Source organism: Martinezella rhizogenes (assembly GCF_000799715.1).
GTDB classification, from domain to species: Bacteria; Pseudomonadota; Alphaproteobacteria; order Rhizobiales; family Rhizobiaceae; genus Rhizobium; species Rhizobium rhizogenes_C.
The window spans coordinates 1,118,810-1,135,584 of record NZ_JUHG01000013.1 but is presented as its reverse complement, the minus strand read 5'-3'; the positions used below and the strand labels follow the sequence as shown (position 1 = coordinate 1,135,584).

Here is a 16,775-nt window from a genome sequence, read left to right as displayed (position 1 = left end):
TCTCAATCATAGCGTGGTCTATGCCCTGCGGCTGGCGCGGGCTCGCTCGGTGGCGGTCGCATCCGGATGGCAATCCGCTGTCACGACAACGCCGAACAGATCAAGCGCCTCAGCCGACGTATAACGACCGAGCCGCACATCTTCTACAACGGCTTGCGGGTCGCGTGTCAACGGATCGCCGTAGCCGCCGCCGCCCGGCGTGCCGACCCGGACGCGGTCGCCGGGCTTCAGCGCGATATCCTGCGCTTTCGACAGATGCTCGGGCGTCATCGCTTCGCCGTCGCGCCAGACCGTGACGCTGTTCGTCCGTCCGTCGCTGCCACCAAGCGCGCCCTGCGGTCCGAAGCGTCCATGATCCATAACGAAGCTTGCGGTTGCGGCACCACGTCTGAGTTCGATCTCATAATCGAGACCGAAGCCGCCGCGATGCTTACCGGCACCGCCGGACCCTTCGCGGAGGGCATAGCGATGATAAAGCACGGGGAATTGCTGCTCCATGATCTCGACCGGCGGTGCCTTGGAAATGCCGATGGTCGAGCAGCCATTCGCGAGCCCGTCATGATCGCTGTTGCCACCATAGCCACCGCCGGAAATCTGGTACATGACATAGCCGCGTCCGCGTTCCGGATCGTGGCCGCCAAGCGCGAAATTGCCCGAACTTCCGGCGGGCGAGGCCGTCACCCGGTCCGGCAATGCCTCGACCAGGGCTGCAAACACCGCCTCGGCGATACGCTGGCTGACTTCCGCAGCGCAGCCGGAAACCGGGCGTGGGTAATGGGCGTCGAGGAAGGTTCCCTCTGGCGTCTTCACCTTCAACGGCTCGAAGGCGCCGGCGCTGATCGGAACATCCGGGAAGATATGGCGCATGGCGAGATAGACGGAGGATAGCGTCGTTGCCAGCACGGAATTCATCGGCCCGGCGCAGGGCTTCGACGATCCCTCGAAATCGAAGGAAAGCTCGTCACCAGTCGCGGTGATCGTCAGGCGGATCTCGAGCGGTTCGTTGACCACGCCGTCGCTGTCAATATAGGCGACGGAGCGATAGGTTCCCTCGGGGATCAGCCGGATATTGGCGCGCATCTGCTCGGCCGCGCGGCGGCGCAGCTCGCCGATCGCTTGGGTAACCGTATCGTCACCATAGCGTTCAAGAATACGCACCAGCCGTTCCTGACCGACCAGAAGGGCGGCCGCCTGCGCCTTCACATCGCCGATGCGCTGCTCGGAGACGCGGATGTTCGAGCAGATGATCGCGTAGATCTCGGTATCGAGCTTGCCTTCCTTGAAGAGCCGCACTGGCGGCAGCCGCAGGCCTTCCTGCTCGACAGAGGTGGCCGAGGCCGAAAAGCCGCCGGGAACCGCGCCGCCTGTGTCCGGCCAATGGCCGGTGTTCGATAGCCAGCAAAAGATCTCGCCATTGCGATAGACCGGCATGGCGAAGCGCACGTCCATCAGATGCGTGCCGCCGAGATAGGGATCGTTGACGATATAGATATCGCCCGGCTTCGGCGCTGCCGCCTTGCCGGAGGCGATCATCTCGATCAGCGTGCGCGTCGAATATTGCATGGTGCCGACAAAGACCGGCAGGCCACCCGCCCCTTGCGCGATCAGCGAGCCGTCCTCGGCCGAATAGATGCCGTCGGAACGATCGTTGGCCTCGGCGATGACGGGCGAGAAGGCGGCGCGGGAAAAGGTCAGGTCCATTTCGTCGCAGACCTGTTGCAGGCCGGACTGGATGACACTGAGCGTGATAGGGTCGATGCTCATTGGCCGGCTCCGATCGTGATGATGATATTGCCGTCGTCGTCCTGGGTGGCGACGTCGCCGGGCTCGAGGATGATGGTCGTGTCCATCTGCTCAATAATCGCCGGTCCCGATATCGTTGCCTTGATCGGCAGATGATCGCGCCAGTAGATCGGCGTCTCCCGCCAACCATCGAACCAGACCGAGCGCGTGCCGGTCTGTGCTTCGGCAAGCGTCGCCTTGCGTCCGGCCGCATCGATCAGCATGGACAAATCGATCTCCGTGCGCCGGCCGATGACCGAGGTGTTGACGTTGACGAGGCTTGCGCGGATTTCCGGAAGCTCGACATGGAAGCGATTGAAATAGGCCTCCTCGAACCGTGCCTGCAATTCGGCCCTGGTCGGCATTGCGCTTGGCAGCGGCACGCGCAGCAGATGCGTCTGGCCGATGAACTGCATGTCGACCGAGTAGATCTCGCGGATCTCGCGAATGGCGACCGCCTCCTTACCGATCAGACGGCGTCCTTCCGCCGACTGCTTTTCGAAGAGCGCGTGCACCGCGTCCATATCGGCAACATCGAGTGGACGGTTGACCGTATTGACGAAATCGTGCCGGAGATCGGCAACGACGCAGCCGAGCGCATTGGTGATCCCCGGACGGGACGGCGTCAGCACCCTGGGAATGCCGAGCTCGCGAGCGATCGCGGTCGCGTGCAGCGGCCCGGCGCCGCCGAAGGAGAACAGCGCGAAATCGCGCGGATCTTCACCGAGGCTGACCGAAACCATGCGCACGGCATCCGCCATGCGGGCATTAGCGATGCGGATGACGGCAGCGGCGGCGGCCGTGGCGTCAAGCCCGAGTGGCCGACCGAGCTTTTCTTCGAACAGGTCGCGGATGCCGTCGATGGAAATGCCGCCGGGAACCGAGTTGAGCCTGGAGGGGTTGAGACGGCCGAGCAGCAGATTGGCGTCGGAGATGGTCGGCGTTGTGCCGCCACGGCCATAGCAGATCGGCCCAGGCATGGCGCCGGCACTTTCCGGGCCAACCTGCAGCAGGCCCGCGGCGGTGACCTTGGCGATCGAGCCGCCGCCGGCGCCGACGGTGCGCACATCGACCATCGGTACGTGGATCGGCATCGCATATTCGATCTCGATCTCGTTGGAGACTGCCGGTTCGGCATTGCGGATGAGAGCGACGTCGGTCGACGTGCCGCCCATGTCATAGGTGATGAGATTGGGGATACCGGCGCGCCGGCCGGTATAGGCGGCAGCCATGACGCCGGAGGCGGGGCCGGACATCACGGTCTTTGCTGCTTCCTTGGCGACGTGGCGGGCGGACACCATGCCGCCATTGCCGTTCATGACGAGAACGTCGTGCCTGTAGCCCTTGGTGGCGAGCTGGTCGGCGAGGCGCTCGATATAGCGGGCCAGCAGCGGCTGTACGGATGCATTGACGGCGGCCGTGACGCCGCGCTCGAACTCGCGGCTTTCGGACAGAAGCGCATGGCCGAGCGTGATGTTGTCGTTGGGCCAGATCTCGGCGGCGATCTCGCCGGCACGCAATTCATGCGCAGGATTGGCATAGGCGTGCAGGAAGTGGATGACCAGCGACTCGCAACCTGTGTCCATCAGGGCTTTCAGGGCAATGCGGAGGGCCTCTTCATCGAGGGGGATCAGCACGTTGCCGGCGGCATCCATGCGCTCGGGAACTTCGAGCCTGAGGTCGCGCGGGATGATCGGGCGAAACTCGCCCTTCATGCCATAGGGGTTCGGGCGCGTGCGCCGGCCGAGCTCCAGCACGTCGCGAAAGCCGCGTGTGGTGATGAGACCCGTTCGGCAAAGGTTGCGCTCTAGAACGGCATTCGTTGTGGTGGTGGTGCCGTGAACGATTAGGTCGAGCGCCGCGACATCGGCTTCAGCCGCATCCAGCGCGTTAAGAACGCCGAAAGCCTGATTGTCGAGCGTCGTCGGCGTCTTGGCGAGGCGGACCTTGCCGGAGATCGTGTCGAAGAGCACGAGATCGGTAAATGTGCCGCCGACATCGATGCCCGCGACCTGCGATTGTTCAGGTGTCGGGGCCGATGGTTCATTCGAAGGAGACTGAGTCACGACTGTTCCCATTATTGTTTGTATGCAAATGAATCCATGGAGCGACGATCTTGGAGTATGCCCCTAACGCAGGCCATCCTTGCCTTCGACATCAGCCGCCTTCAATCCGCCGACGCGGGCAAGCGGCCTGCCGCTATCCGTGACGGCAACGGCCACCATGATTTCCGCCGGACGCGGCGCGTCGACAAGGCTCACCTCCATCCCGTCGAAATGCGACCGCACATAGGCGGCATCCTTGTGCCCGAGCGGGATATCGAGGGGCCGGCCGGGGCCGCCGCGCTTTTTCGAGGACGGCACCAGTGCGGCGCCTTTTTCAACGGCCGCGCGCAGCGGCTTTCCGAGCGATGGATGCAGCAGGGCGGCCGCATGTTCCAGTTCGCCATCCTCGCCGACCAGCGCCGCCTTGCCGTAGCTTTCGGCCTGCGCCGGCGAAATCCCGAGCGCCTCGACACATTTGCGGCCAAGCAGGCCGCCGAGTTCCGCGCCGATGTTGATCAGCGGCGTCAGATCCTCGACGTAACGGCCGGCAAAAGGATTGGCGATGACGGCGACGGCGGCCGCCTTGCGCGTCGGCGGCGAGATGGTCTGACCCATCTCGCTCAGTGTCTCCTCGACGAAGACGGTGATCTTGCGGATCTCGGCGGTCAACGCAGGCCGTCCTCGCCCTTGATGTCCTCGGCCTTGAGGCCGCCGCTGCGGGCATGGACGCGTGGGCCGGTGGTCATGACCAGCACGACCGCCATTTCGTTGGCGCGCGGACCGTCCGGTACGCCGACTTCGATGGAGTCGAAATGGCTTCGCACATAAGAGGCGTTGATATGGGTAACCGGGACATCCAGCCGCGTGCCGGGGCCGCCGACCTTCTTCGAGGAGGGGACGATCGCCTTGGCGCCACCCAGCACTTCGCGCATGGCGTAACCGCCCGGCGCATGCCAGAGCGCGCCATGCTCCAGTTCGCCGGCCTGACCGACGATGATGCCCTTGCCGTAGCCCTCGACAATGGTGGCATCGCCGCCGAGTGCGGTGACCAGCCGGTTTGCCATATCGAGGCCGAGCGGCTCCAGATCCTTCATAAAGCCGGTGATTTCCTCATGATAGCTGCCGGCGAACGGGTTCTCGATAACGGCGACGATCGCGCCCCGCTTCAGCGGCTTTGCGACGGGCTTGCCGCCTTCGTGATAAATTTCCTCGACGATGGTAAGGAACTTGCGGATCTTGACGTCAGGCATTGGAAAACCGCTCCATGGATTGATCGATTGAAAAAGGTGTGGCTGTAAATGGCTGGGCTGCGCCCGGCATGGCAAGCAAGCCCTGGTTTCTCAGAAAGAGACCGGCGCGGTCGATGAGGCCGAGCGCGATGAAGCGCTCCGCCTCAGCAAGGCCAAAGGAAAGCGCCATATCGATTTCCGCGTCCGTCAGGGGGCCGCAGCCGGTGACAACAAGTCGTTCGCCGAGATCGCTGTCGTCGACGACATCGATAGCGCGTGCCCGGCTGATGGCGGCATGGCCCGGAAGATCGACGGCATTGGTAATGAGCGTGACCGCAGCGTCGGCGGCGGCCGCATTTGTCGCCAATGCGGTCACGGAATCGGCGATCCCCATCGACAGGCTGCGCCCGCCGCGTCCGCTAGTGGCGATGCCGCGCGTGGGGCCGGAAGCATGCAGCGCGAAATTGCCGAGCGACGCGCCGTCTTCGCGGGCCATGCGGACATGAAACTTTGCATCGCCTTCGAGATGGACGGCAATGTCGCCGCCATTGTTGACATAGGCGCGGTGAGGGCGGTCGTCCTTGTCGAATGCCGCCAGCATCGCCGTCAGGATTTCGTCGGCGACGGCACCGGCAACGGCCGCCATCGGCGTGATGAAATGATCTGCGGCAAAGGGGCGGACCGCAGCGACCATACGTTGGGCGACCGCGCCCGTAGGCATCGGGCCGCCAATTTCGGCAGGTGCGCGGAGCAAAGGCAGTTCGTTCACCAACTCGTCGAGGACAGTCTGGAAGCGAGCGATGGCAGCCGCGAAGGCACGAGCCCGCCGTTCGGCCTCGCCCTTGCGGGCAGCGCCACCGTCATCGACGCCGATGACGAGATCGATCGGTCCGTGCTGCAGATGCAGCCGGCCGTTCGGATCTCCACCATCGAGATATTGGGCAACAGGCCGCGACATGCTATCGCTCCCTTTGCCGTCAGGCGCCCCACCGGAAATTTCGGCTTTCCGTCGGCCAGGGGCCACGGCCAATCGGTGTCACCTTGCGTTCGGCCAGTTCAAGTGCCTGCTCGATCGGCATGACGGCTTCCATATGGCCGCCGAGTGCGCGGTAGTCGTCAAGCCGCATGGTGAATTCGATCGGTGCGACGAGCGCTGGCGTCGGCACGTAGCCGAAGGCGTTGCTGGGCATCTGCGTCACATCGGCCATGACGGTGATGCCGCCGCCCGGCCACACATAGGCCGGGACGCCGCCACAGGAAACATGGGTCAACGCTTCCTTGACGGAGCGTGTCAGACGAACGGGATTCGTGGTGACGCCGGCTCGCAGGCTGCCGCCGGCACCGCCAATGAACAGGACCGAGGTGAGCGCCGGTTCGCAGTTTTCGGCGATGATCTCGACCGATTCCTGCAAGGCTGCCGGAAGGATTGTCTGTAATTCCGGCCGCAGATTGTCGTCGAGAATATAGTAGCCATATTGCTCGCCGGTGGTCGATACCATCAACATACGCATGCCCGGCCACGCGGTCTTGGGGTCGAAATCACCGAGGATGGTCAGAGGATCTGAAATGTTGGTGCCGCCCCAGCCAATGCCGGGTTCGGCCACCTGGAAATAACGGCCGGGCGTCGAGCGCCGGCCCTTGATGCGAATGCCGGTGGCAGGCACGTCGAGCAGGCGTCCGGCCTGGTGTTCGGAGAGCACGCCGGTAATATGGTCGTCGACAACCACGACCTCATCGACATGGCCCATCCACTGTTTGGCGAACATGCCGATGGTGGCTGAGCCGCAGCCGACGCGCATGCGGCTTTCCTCGACATCGTTGATAACAGGTGCAGCGCCTGCCTTGATGGTCAGGCTGACCCCGCCGTCGACCTGCATGTCGACGGCGTCGCCATTACAGAGTTTCAGCAGTGCGTCGCAGGTGACGCGGCCTTCCTTCTTCGAACCGCCGGTCAGGTGATGCACGCCGCCGAGCGACAGCATCTGCGAGCCGTATTCGCCGGTCGTGACGTGACCAATCGCTTCGCCATCGACCAGCACGGTTGCCGTTTCCGGGCCGAGAAAGCGGTCGGTGTCGATCTTCACCTTGGCGCCGCAATAGCTGAAGATGCCTTCGGTGACGACGGTCACCATATCGACGCCGTTTTCCTGCTGCGAGACGATGAAGGGGGCCGGCTTGTAATCGGGATAGGTCGTTCCGGCGCCGACGGCCGTGACGAAGCGTCTGGTGGCGTGGACGATGTCGCCATCCCATTCGCTCTCGCCCGGCTGGGCCAGGAATGGCACGACATTGCCGCCTTCGGAAATCGTGTTTTCGATGATCGTCAGCGGATCGACGCGGATCAGCTCGCCGCCGACATTGGCATAGCGATCGCAGGCGCCGGAGCGGCCATCGGAGATGTAGCACATGACGGGACAGGCATCGCAGCGTATCTTGCCGTTTGCGACGCTTTCCACGCGTTGCTTGACCATGGCACTCTCCATTTTAACGCGGCCGCTCGTCCGGTGGTGCTGCCATCAGCCCATGGACAGATATTTGACCGTCATTGTTCCCATTTTTCATTTGTATGCGAATGAGTATCAGTCCGTCTATCGCTCCTGTCAAGCGAGGGCGGGAAGCTCTGATAAAAATGCCGCCGCCGGAGCAGATGCGTGTCTTCGCTGCCTTCGATTGGTCCGGTTCTCGGAGGGCTGTGGCGTTGACAAATTCCGTCTTCAAAGTAGAGGCTTGGGACCGCGAGCGTTTACATCAACGCACAATGGCGCTCTAATCTTTTGAAACTAGAACAGCTTACCCACATCGCAACCATATGCGCAGATCCGGGGCGGGACAAATGCAGAAATCGCGTGAAGACAGACAATCCGCCGCACCCGAATACCATGTCGATCGGCAGGTCGGGTTCTTCCTTCGGCAGGCCAACCAGCGGCATGTGGCGATCTTCGCCAACGCCATCGGCGACAAGCTGACGACGACGCAATGGTCGGCGCTTTCGAAGCTCAAGGAAATCCAGCCCTGCTCGCAGAACCAGCTTGGGCGCGAAACGGCGATGGATGTCGCAACCATCAAAGGAGTGGTGGATCGCCTGGTGAAGCGCGGCTTCGTTGCAACCGCGCCGGACCAGAATGACGGCCGCCGGGTCGTCCTGTCGCTGACCGAAGATGGTCTCGCGGTCATCGCCGCGAATGTCGGCGCAGCGCTTGTGGCGACCGAGGGGACATTGGCGCCGCTTACCTCCGGCGAGCGGATGATGTTCCTCGAACTGCTGCAGAAAATCTGCTGATCTGCCGCTCTAAAGCTGTCCATTCTCCTCCTTCTGCCTTCGACGGTGGTGAAACTTCGTCTTGTCCGCGCAAGGAATGGATTGCGTGGTAAAATTCATTCGTGTACAAATGAATATGAGCGACCAAGGCGAGGGAAGACAGATGAGCTTGTCAACGGAAGAAGCAGTCATCATTGACGGTCAGCAGGCAGGTTCTATGCCGGCCTTTCCGATCCCCGCCAATGTCTTTGTCCAGACGGTAACCGAGGTCCGGCATTTCACCGACCGGCTGTTCAAGTTCCGCATTACCCGGCCGGCGGAATTCCGCTTCCGCTCCGGTGAATTTATCATGATCGGCCTGCCGAATGCCGAAAAGCCGGTCTTCCGCGCCTACTCGATCGCCAGTCCCTTCTGGGACGAGGAGATCGAATTCTATTCCATCAAGGTTCCCGGCGGTCCGCTGACGGAACACCTGCAGAAAATCGTGCCGGGCGACACCGTGCTGATGCGCAAGAAGCCGACCGGCACGCTGGTGCTCGATGCGCTGATCCCGGGCAAGCGGCTCTATCTCCTATCGACCGGCACCGGCGTTGCACCTTTCGCAAGCCTGATCCGCGATCCGGAAACCTATGAGAAGTTCGAGGAAATCGTCCTCATCCAGACCTGCCGTGACGTGGACGAACTCACCTACATCACGGAAATGGTCGAGACGCTGAAGAACGATCCGTTGATCGGCGAGCTCGTCGGCGAGCGGCTGCGCCTGCATACGACGACGACGCGTGAACCCTTTGCGCGCATGGGCCGGATCACCGACCTCCTGACCAGCGGTAAGTTTTTCGAAGAGACGGGCCTGCCACGCATCAATCCGGACGAAGACCGCGGCATGATCTGCGGTTCAGCGGCGATGTTGAAGGATACCAAGGCTGTTCTGGAATCCTTCGGTCTTATCGAAGGCGCCAACAATGCCCCGGCGACTTTCGTCATCGAGCGGGCCTTCGTCGGCTAAGCTCTTCGATCAGTCCCCGTCGTTACACGCATTCAGATCCACCTCAATCCATCGGCTGGGCGGCGCGAGCGCGTTCGATGGCCACGCCAAGTTCCTGCCATGCGGGCTTGTCTGGGGCAAAGCGGGCGCGCAGATAGGCGGCGAGATCGGTCAGCTGACGATCGCTTAAGGCTTCGCCATAAGCCGGCATCGACATGATCTCAGACGCATCGTTACCTGCCTTCTCAGCAAGCAGCGCCGGAGCCTGCGCCCCGTGCATTACCGTCAGCAGGACATTGTCGGGCCTATCGGCGTGCAGGTTGCTGTTGAAGGCAAGCGATCCGAGTGGCGAAGCCTCGGTGTGACAGGCTGAACAGGCACCCTCGAAGAGGCGTACTCCCACCGGCGCGATCCGTGCTGCCGTGACCTCCGCCGTCTTCGTGTTGGCGAGTGTGGCCGTCTGTTGCGCGGCGGCTTTGTCTTCGGTCTGTCCGGAGAAGCTTGCCAGATACGTTGCCATGGCCTTGATATCACCGTCCGGAAGCGGAGCGAGCGCCTTGACGACCGAGCCCATCGGACCGCCGGCGCTGCCGTGGCCTTTAGCGGTGCCGGTGCGCAGATAATCGTAGAGAGCGGTTTGGCTCCAGCCGATGGGGCCGAGACCGGCGCCGTTTAGCGCCGGTGCATCCCAGCCGTCCGCGAGGCCACCTGCAAGATGGAAGTCGCCCTTCTTTTCCGCGCCGAGCGCATTGCGCGGCGTATGGCAGGCGCCGCAATGGCCGAGCGTCTCGACGAGATAGGCGCCTCGGTTCCAGGCGTCACCCTTCGTTGCATCTGTCGGCACCGTCCGCCCGCCCGCAAAAAGCATGTTCCAGCCGGCCAGCAATGGCCGGATGTTGAAGGGAAAGCGCAAGGCGTTGGCCTCGGTCTTCGTGGCAGAAGGCGCCTGCGTCATCAGGAAGGCGTAGAGCGCCTGAAGATCGGCATCGGTGGCACCGGCAAAAGACGGATAGGGATGGACCGGGTAGAGATGTTTTCCATCCCGGCGCACGCCCTGTCGCATTGCCCGCTCGAAGGCCGGGTAGGACCAGGCACCGATGCCGTTTTCGGCGTCGGGGGTGATGTTAGTGGCATGGACCACGCCGAATGGTGTCTCGAAGGCGCGGCCTCCGGCAAAGGGCGTTCCATCTGCTCCGGTGTGACAGACATTGCAGGCGCCGGCTGCTGCCGCCAAGCGTCCACGCTCGATCGTGGCGGCGCTGTAGGTGCCGGGGTCCGGCCGTGTGATCTCCGGGTATGCGCCGCGCCAGGGCGAGGCTGCAAGAATACCGCCGGCCAATACGCCCGCGACGATGCCACCAGCCCCCGCGAACATCGACCCTCTCCGCCGCCACGGCTTCTTGGCTGGCGCCGATAAAGCGAGTGTTGGATGTGTTTCCCCAAGGGCGGCGAGCACGCGTTCCGGTGTCAGCGGCAGTTCGCGGAACCGGATGCCGGTGGCATCGAAAACCGCGTTGACGATGGCGGCAGCCGATGGCACCGAGGCGGATTCGCCGGCGCCGCGCGGCTCTTCGTCCTGGCGCAAGAGCATCAGCACGTCGATCTCAGGCACTTCTGGAAAGGTGATGATCGGGTAGCCGCCCCATTCGGCGCTTTCGACGGCGGTGCTGGAGAAATCCACCTTCTCCTTCAGTACGCGGCTGGTGGACTGGATGACATTGCCGTGGATCTGGTGGCGCACGCCATCCGGATTGATCATCATGCCGGAATCCTGGCCGACGGTGACGCGTGTGACCGCGATTTCGCCGGTCTTGCGGTTGACGGCGACATCGGCGACCCAGGCCGACCAGGCGGCCGGCGTTCCCGGGAACTTGCCGTGGACATAGAGCGCATAGGCAAAGCCCCGGCCATAGAGCAGGTCGCCTTCGCCGCCCATCGTTCCCGGCTCAGTGCGCGGCGTCCAGCCGGCGCGTTCGGTCACGGCATGGACCAGGTCGACCGCCCTTGGATCCTTCAGATAGCGCAGCCTGTATTCGACCGGATCGACCTTGGCCGCGAAAGCGAGTTCGTCGATGTAGCTTTCATGCGCAAAACTGTTCGGCATGGCCGAGACGCCGCGAAACCACGAGGCCCGCGCGATCGGCGGCATGTCCTGCACGGCGATACGCATATTGCTGAAGGCATAGGGCGGGATCGCCGTTCGATCGCCCATATCCGATGTTGCTGTAACGTTCGAGACTTTACCAGTCAGGATCAGGGCAAGCGTTGGCGAGAGGTTCGACGGATAGCGTGTCTCGAAATCGTAAGCCGCCGGCCCGCCTTCGAGATCGAGCCCGCCGCGCACGTCGATCACCTGCGCGGCCCCCTTCGGCTCCCAGCCATGTTCCTGTTCGCGGGTGAGCTGCACGCGCACGGGCCGACCGACCGCGCGCGACAAAAGGGCGGCGTCGGCTGTCACGTCGTCGGCGCAATTGCGCCCGTAGCAGCCGGCAGCCTCCAGCCGCTCGACGAGAACTGCCTCTTCCGGCATGTCGAGAAGAAGCGCCAGATCGCGGCGCATCGGATAGGGGTTTTGCGTGCCCGACCAGACGATCAGCCGCTCTGGGCGCCAATCGGCGACGGCGCAGGATGGGCCGATGGAGCCGTGCATCTGATAGGGCCAGACGTAGCTGCGGTCGAAACGCGGCGACGCGCCTTCGAGCGCGCGTTCGACATCACCCTGATCGGCAAGAATGCGCTTCGTGGCAGGGTTATCGCGTAGCGCCTGTTCCGGATTATTGAGGTCGGGCAATAGCGGCGGATCGCGCCATATGACTTCGAGCCGGCGTGCAGCCTCCGCCGCGTTTTCTTCGCGCGTGGCGACAACGCCGACGAAATCGCCGATCGCCACCACCCCGACCAAACCGGGGATATCGGCGATCGAGGCCTCGTTGACGGAGATCAAGCTATGGCCGACATGCGGGCCATGGTCGAAGCCGACATAGGACGGGCGGACGACGCGGCCATGCAGCATGTCCGGCACGCGGACATCATGCACATAGGTCCATTGCCCCGTTGCCTTGGCGGCGATGTCGTTGCGCGGCTGCGGCTTGCCGACGATCCTGTAGTTCTCGACCGGCTTTATCGGCGCGGTAACGTCGATGGCGATCCGCTCGTGGCGCCCGGCAATCAGCTCGCCGAAAGTGATCGACCAGTTGGCCGATGCAGTCGGCTGAATGATGCCTTCTTCGATCGAGAGCGCTTGTGGCGTGACGCCATGCTGAAGGGCGGCTTGTTCGAGAAGCCAGCGCCGCGCCGTTGCCGCAGCCTGGCGCAACGGGATCGCCGTCACCTGAATGGTTTCGCTGGCGATCGTCGCACCCTGATCGGGCGCTGCCGTGGTGCTGCCCAGGACCATCCGGACCCGCTCAAAAGGCAAGTCGAGCTCTTCGGCGACGATTTGCGCCAAGGCCGTTCTGATGCCGGTGCCAAGATCGACATGGCCATTGAAGGCGCTGGCGGTCCCGTCGGGATGAAGGGCGAGGAAGATGTCAGGCTGGGGTGTGTCGCCGGGTTTGACCACCAGCAGGATTTCATCCGCTTCGAGATAGCGGGCGCGGGGCGTCTCTTGCGGCGCGGTCATGGCGCATCCTCCGCGATTGCCGAGGAGGGAAGGGCGGCCATCAGTTCGCTGGCGCGGCGGGCGGCGGCGAGGATCTCGATATGCGTGCCGCAGCGACAGAGATGGCGGCTGAGGGCTGCGCGAATGGCGGTCTCGTCCGGCTGCGCGTTACGGAGAAGCAGTGCTGTCGTCGCGATGATCATACCGTTCAGACAATAACCGCATTGCGCGGCCTGTTTCTCGATGAAGGCCTGCTGCACCGGATGCAGTCTATCTTCTGTGCCGAGACCCTCGAGAGTGACGATGGCGCGTCCTTCGGCGGCGGCAGCCGATATCGTGCAGGCGCGCACGGCACGCTTGCCGATCAGCACGGCGCAGGCACCGCATTCGCCGAGACCGCATCCGAATTTCGGCCCGTTGAGACCGAGATCGTTGCGCAGGATGTAGAGAAGGGGCGTTTCGGGAGGCAGATCGAGCGTGTGGCGGCGCCCATTGACGTCGAGAGCGATCGGACGAGTCTTCAACACGGCTCCCTTCTTGTCACAACGGCGATGGAACGGATCGTCATCCCTCGTAATTGCAAGACGCCATGCGAAACCGAGCAGTCGCCGCCGCGCTTTGTCAAGATAGTCATCACTCTGTTCCCAAGGGTCTTAATCGCCCTTCGTTTGTATACGAATGATTGCCGCGGGACGGCTATCTGTCAATGGGCAGAGCTTGAAAACTATTTATGATGACATCACGGTATTTTCGGCGTGCAACGCCTATTGGTCCAGCTTTTGGAAAACCTCGGAAAGCAGATTGGAAAGATCGGCTGCTTCCTTGTGGCCCAATATGTTCATCACGTCTTGCTGAGCCTTCGTGCTGAGGCCCTGTAGTGTCAGGAAGATTTCCCGGCCCTTGCTCGAGCGGAAGATAAGGACCTTGCGCCGGTCCTTGGCGTCGGGAGCGCGATAGACGTCGGAAGACGCAACCATCTTGTCGATGATCTTGGTCAGGGTCGGTGAATCGACGAAGACCCTGGCTGCCAGCTCTCCCATCGACATGCCGTCATGTTCGTCGAGCGCTTCCAGGACCCTGTATTGTTCGATGGATAGCCCAACCGGTCTCAGGTGTGCCTCCATGGCCTGCTCGAGCTTGCGGTTGACGCCGCATATGAGGCGCGTCAGTTGCACTTGGTTGATCCTCGCGTGCATATATTCATTTTCAATATTTTCCTTTCCATATAAATTTTCAAACTCAAATGATCAAGCCGGCGATTGGGCTAATATGCTTAACAACTGAGCATCCGGCCCTGTCGTTTTTTGTGCACAATCGCCGTCGGCGCCTCTCGAGGGTCTGAATCTGGCGGCTTGCGGCGGTCTATGGCCGTCCGACGGGTGCAAACAGGCGGCCGAGAAGGGTTGGCACATTTCCTGCTTTCGTAAATCCCTGGCGAAGCGACGAAGATGAAAGGCAACGGTCTTGTTCACGATTCGGCTTGGTCTGCTCACTCCTCAAAGTGGTTCGGCGGGATTATGGGCACCGTCTGCCGAGGCTTGCGGCCGTCTGGCGGTTGACGAAATCAATCGTGCGAGCGGGATCTTGCGTCGGCCCGTCGAGCTTTTGGTTATCGATGCCGGGCCGACGAGCAAGACCGCCGGCCGCGCGGCGGCGGACGCGATCTGCTTCGATGGCATTCATGGAATCATCGGCATGCTGCCGAGCTACGCGCGCGAAGCCGTCGCCGCGGCGGCCAATGACACGGTGCCGTTTGTCTATACCCCGCAATTCGAAGGCTTTGCGCCGGAGCGGCAGGTCATGACCACCGGAGAAACGGCTGACGAGCTCCTGGCGCCAGCGATTAACTGGCTTTCGGAAAAGACGGGCGCTCGCCGCTATTTTCTCTGCGGCAATGATTACGTCTGGCCGCGATCGAGCCTCTCCATCGCGCGGAAGCTTATTCATCGCGCCGGCGGCATCGTCACAGGAGAGGCTTTTGTCCCCGTCGGCGTGCTCGACTATGATGAAATCCTGGATCGCATCAAGACGACACGCTCGGATGTTATCCTGCCCTATTTCCTCGGCTCCGACGCCATTGTGTTCAACCGGGCCTTTTGCGCGGCGGGCCTGAGTTCCAGCGTCTTGCGCTTCACCTCGGCGATCGACGAGACGATCGTCTATGGCCTTGCGCCGCACGAGACGGAAAATCTCTACGCCAGTTCGGCCTATTTTTCATCAATCCGGTCTCGCAACAATGGCGCTTTCCTGGAGCGCTATCACATGGCTTATGGCGAAAATCCGCCGCCTGCCAATGCCTTCGGGCAATCCTGCTACGAAGGCGTCTATTCCCTAGCCGCCCTTGTCGAAGAGGCTGGCAGCTTCGATACCAGACAGCTTGGACGCCTCTATGGCCGCATCCTGCAGCAACGCACCGCTCGCGGCAGTGAGCCTCAGGCGGTGGTCGGCGGACGCCATCCCGTGCATGTCGCGCGTCTGGACGGCTACGATTTCAAGATTCTCGCCAGCGCATAAAATAACTTGATTTTTCAAATATTGCGGATTTAAGTATCCCCGCCATAAGCAACAAGGGGAACTCTTCAATGCACCTGTCTCGCCGCCGCTTCCTGCATCGCTCCGCGCTCGCCTCCGCCACGCTCCTCGCAGCCCCCATGATCCTCCGTCATTCGGCTCTTGGCGCGGACAATCCCATCCTGATCGGCAGCCTGCACGATCAGTCCGGCCCGATCGCTGCATCCGGCGTACCGATGGTGCATGCGCTTCAACTGGCGGCCGATGAGATCAACGCGGCAGGGGGCCTTATTGGCCGGCCGGTCAAGATCGTGCATTACGACACGCAATCGAACATCCAGATGTATTCGCAATATGCCCAGCAGTTGGCCCTGAAGGACAAGGTTGCGGTTGTCCACGGCGGGATCACCTCGGCGTCGCGCGAAGCCGTGCGTCCGACCTTCGACCGCTTCAAGGTGCTCTATTTCTACAATGTGCTTTATGAGGGTGGCGTCTGCGACCGCAATACGTTCTGCACGGGCACGACACCGGCGCAGACCGTTGAAAAACTGGTGCCCGCAGCCATGAAGAAGGCCGGCAAGAAGGTCTATATCATCGCCGCCGACTATAATTACGGTCAGATCACCGCCAAGTGGATGACCAAATATGTCAAGGATAATGGCGGCGAAGTCGTATCGACCGATTTCTTCCCGCTCGACGTCACCAATTTCGGCCCGACCATTTCCAAGATCCAGGCGGCCAAGCCCGATCTCATCCTGTCGGCTCTCGTGGGCGGCAACCACACCGCCTTTTATCGGCAGTGGACCTCGGCGGGGATGAAGGGACAAATCCCGATCGCCTCCACCACTTTCGGTCTCGTCAACGAGCCGACGACGCTGGATGCGGCGGAAAGCGAGAATATCCTGGGCGCCTACGGCTATTTCGAGGAACTCGATACCCCCGCCAGCAAAAGCTTCGTCGAGAAGATCAAGAAGGCCCATCCGGATACGCCCTATATCAGCGAGCTTGCCGCGGCCACCTATGAAGGGGCGCAGCTCTGGGCCGAAGGCGTGCGCAAGGCCGGCAGCATCGACCGCGCCAAGGTCGTCGACGCGTTGGAGTCCGGCCTCTCCTTCGCCGGACCGACCGGCACCGCTACCCTTGATCACGCGACCCATCACACCACACGCAACGCCTTCCTCGCCGAGGTCAAGGATCGCAAGTGGAGCGTTCTCGAGAGCTTCCCGGACGTCAAGCCGCTCGACACCGCCAGCGTCTGCGATCTGGTGAAAAACCCGGCCGACAACAAGCAATACGTCATCAGCTTCTAAAGCCCGCCGGCGGATTGCGCGGCAGCGTCTGCGCGATCCGCAGTCTTCGCGAG

The 16,775-nt window shown here is 62.4% G+C and carries 13 protein-coding genes; 4 read left to right on the top strand and 9 right to left on the bottom strand.

Features of this window, described 5'->3' with window-relative positions; translation table 11 throughout:
• Positions 1 to 18 precede the first annotated feature (18 nt).
• The 6 genes from EX00_RS17130 to EX00_RS17105 are packed head-to-tail and all read right to left on the bottom strand — an operon-like array spanning position 19 to position 7,527.
• Entirely contained in the window at positions 19 to 1,764 is a 1,746-nt protein-coding gene (locus tag EX00_RS17130) for a hydantoinase B/oxoprolinase family protein (RefSeq protein ID WP_047460073.1), read from the bottom strand.
• Positions 1,761 to 3,860, bottom strand: a complete 2,100-nt coding sequence (locus EX00_RS17125) for a hydantoinase/oxoprolinase family protein (RefSeq protein ID WP_047460072.1) — start codon at positions 3,858 to 3,860, stop codon at positions 1,761 to 1,763. Before EX00_RS17125 ends, EX00_RS17130 begins: the two co-directional genes overlap by 4 nt.
• Positions 3,861 to 3,911: 51 nt before the next feature.
• Positions 3,912 to 4,496, bottom strand: a complete 585-nt coding sequence (locus tag EX00_RS17120; protein ID WP_047460069.1) for an amino acid synthesis family protein — start codon at positions 4,494 to 4,496, stop codon at positions 3,912 to 3,914.
• On the bottom strand, positions 4,493 to 5,077 hold the full coding sequence (locus EX00_RS17115) for an amino acid synthesis family protein (RefSeq protein ID WP_047460066.1): 585 nt from the start codon (positions 5,075 to 5,077) through the stop codon (positions 4,493 to 4,495). The genes EX00_RS17120 and EX00_RS17115 overlap by 4 nt, the downstream gene beginning before the upstream one ends.
• Positions 5,070 to 6,014, bottom strand: a complete 945-nt coding sequence (locus tag EX00_RS17110; protein WP_047460063.1) for a UPF0280 family protein — start codon at positions 6,012 to 6,014, stop codon at positions 5,070 to 5,072. Before EX00_RS17110 ends, EX00_RS17115 begins: the two co-directional genes overlap by 8 nt.
• Positions 6,015 to 6,033: 19 nt before the next feature.
• Positions 6,034 to 7,527 (bottom strand): 6-hydroxynicotinate reductase, encoded by a 1,494-nt coding sequence (locus tag EX00_RS17105; RefSeq protein WP_047460060.1) that lies wholly within the window; start codon positions 7,525 to 7,527, stop codon positions 6,034 to 6,036.
• A gap of 362 nt (positions 7,528 to 7,889) precedes the next feature.
• On the opposite strand from EX00_RS17105, the gene EX00_RS17100 reads away from it, so the two are divergent.
• Both EX00_RS17100 and EX00_RS17095 read left to right on the top strand, forming a co-directional pair.
• A complete protein-coding gene (locus tag EX00_RS17100) occupies positions 7,890 to 8,336 on the top strand; it encodes a MarR family winged helix-turn-helix transcriptional regulator (RefSeq protein ID WP_052210761.1) in 447 nt (148 codons plus the stop codon).
• A gap of 196 nt (positions 8,337 to 8,532) precedes the next feature.
• Positions 8,533 to 9,321 (top strand): ferredoxin--NADP reductase, encoded by a 789-nt coding sequence (locus EX00_RS17095; protein ID WP_052210783.1) that lies wholly within the window; start codon positions 8,533 to 8,535, stop codon positions 9,319 to 9,321.
• 43 nt (positions 9,322 to 9,364) lie between these two features.
• Here EX00_RS17095 and EX00_RS17090 read toward each other — a convergent pair whose 3' ends face one another.
• The 3 genes from EX00_RS17090 to EX00_RS17080 all read right to left on the bottom strand — a co-directional run bounded on the left by EX00_RS17090 (position 9,365) and on the right by EX00_RS17080 (position 14,076).
• Complete coding sequence (locus tag EX00_RS17090; RefSeq protein WP_047460057.1) at positions 9,365 to 12,922, bottom strand: molybdopterin cofactor-binding domain-containing protein; 3,558 nt, start codon at positions 12,920 to 12,922, stop codon at positions 9,365 to 9,367.
• Positions 12,919 to 13,428, bottom strand: coding sequence for a (2Fe-2S)-binding protein (locus EX00_RS17085; protein WP_047460054.1), 510 nt, complete (start codon positions 13,426 to 13,428; stop codon positions 12,919 to 12,921). The genes EX00_RS17090 and EX00_RS17085 overlap by 4 nt, the downstream gene beginning before the upstream one ends.
• Before the next feature lie 237 nt (positions 13,429 to 13,665).
• On the bottom strand, positions 13,666 to 14,076 hold the full coding sequence (locus EX00_RS17080) for a MarR family winged helix-turn-helix transcriptional regulator (protein WP_234709033.1): 411 nt from the start codon (positions 14,074 to 14,076) through the stop codon (positions 13,666 to 13,668).
• A 289-nt stretch (positions 14,077 to 14,365) separates the two neighbouring features.
• Between EX00_RS17080 and EX00_RS17075 the strand changes: the two genes are divergently transcribed.
• A complete protein-coding gene (locus EX00_RS17075; protein ID WP_047460052.1) occupies positions 14,366 to 15,415 on the top strand; it encodes a substrate-binding domain-containing protein in 1,050 nt (349 codons plus the stop codon).
• Between the two features lie 68 nt (positions 15,416 to 15,483).
• On the top strand, positions 15,484 to 16,722 hold the full coding sequence (locus tag EX00_RS17070) for an urea ABC transporter substrate-binding protein (protein ID WP_047460049.1): 1,239 nt from the start codon (positions 15,484 to 15,486) through the stop codon (positions 16,720 to 16,722).
• The last annotated feature ends 53 nt before the right edge of the window (positions 16,723 to 16,775 follow it).

Excerpts from the sequence above, each read along its gene's own strand:
- EX00_RS17130 (WP_047460073.1), bottom strand. The coding sequence starts at position 1,764 with ATGAGCATCGACCCTATCACGCTCAGTGTCATCCAGTCCGGCCTGCAA.
- EX00_RS17125 (WP_047460072.1), bottom strand. The coding sequence starts at position 3,860 with ATGGGAACAGTCGTGACTCAGTCTCCTTCGAATGAACCATCGGCCCCG.
- EX00_RS17115 (WP_047460066.1), bottom strand. The coding sequence starts at position 5,077 with ATGCCTGACGTCAAGATCCGCAAGTTCCTTACCATCGTCGAGGAAATT.
- EX00_RS17110 (WP_047460063.1), bottom strand. The coding sequence starts at position 6,014 with ATGTCGCGGCCTGTTGCCCAATATCTCGATGGTGGAGATCCGAACGGC.
- EX00_RS17105 (WP_047460060.1), bottom strand. The coding sequence starts at position 7,527 with ATGGTCAAGCAACGCGTGGAAAGCGTCGCAAACGGCAAGATACGCTGC.
- EX00_RS17100 (WP_052210761.1), top strand. The coding sequence starts at position 7,890 with ATGCAGAAATCGCGTGAAGACAGACAATCCGCCGCACCCGAATACCAT.
- EX00_RS17095 (WP_052210783.1), top strand. The coding sequence starts at position 8,533 with ATGCCGGCCTTTCCGATCCCCGCCAATGTCTTTGTCCAGACGGTAACC.
- EX00_RS17090 (WP_047460057.1), bottom strand. The coding sequence starts at position 12,922 with ATGACCGCGCCGCAAGAGACGCCCCGCGCCCGCTATCTCGAAGCGGAT.
- EX00_RS17070 (WP_047460049.1), top strand. The coding sequence starts at position 15,484 with ATGCACCTGTCTCGCCGCCGCTTCCTGCATCGCTCCGCGCTCGCCTCC.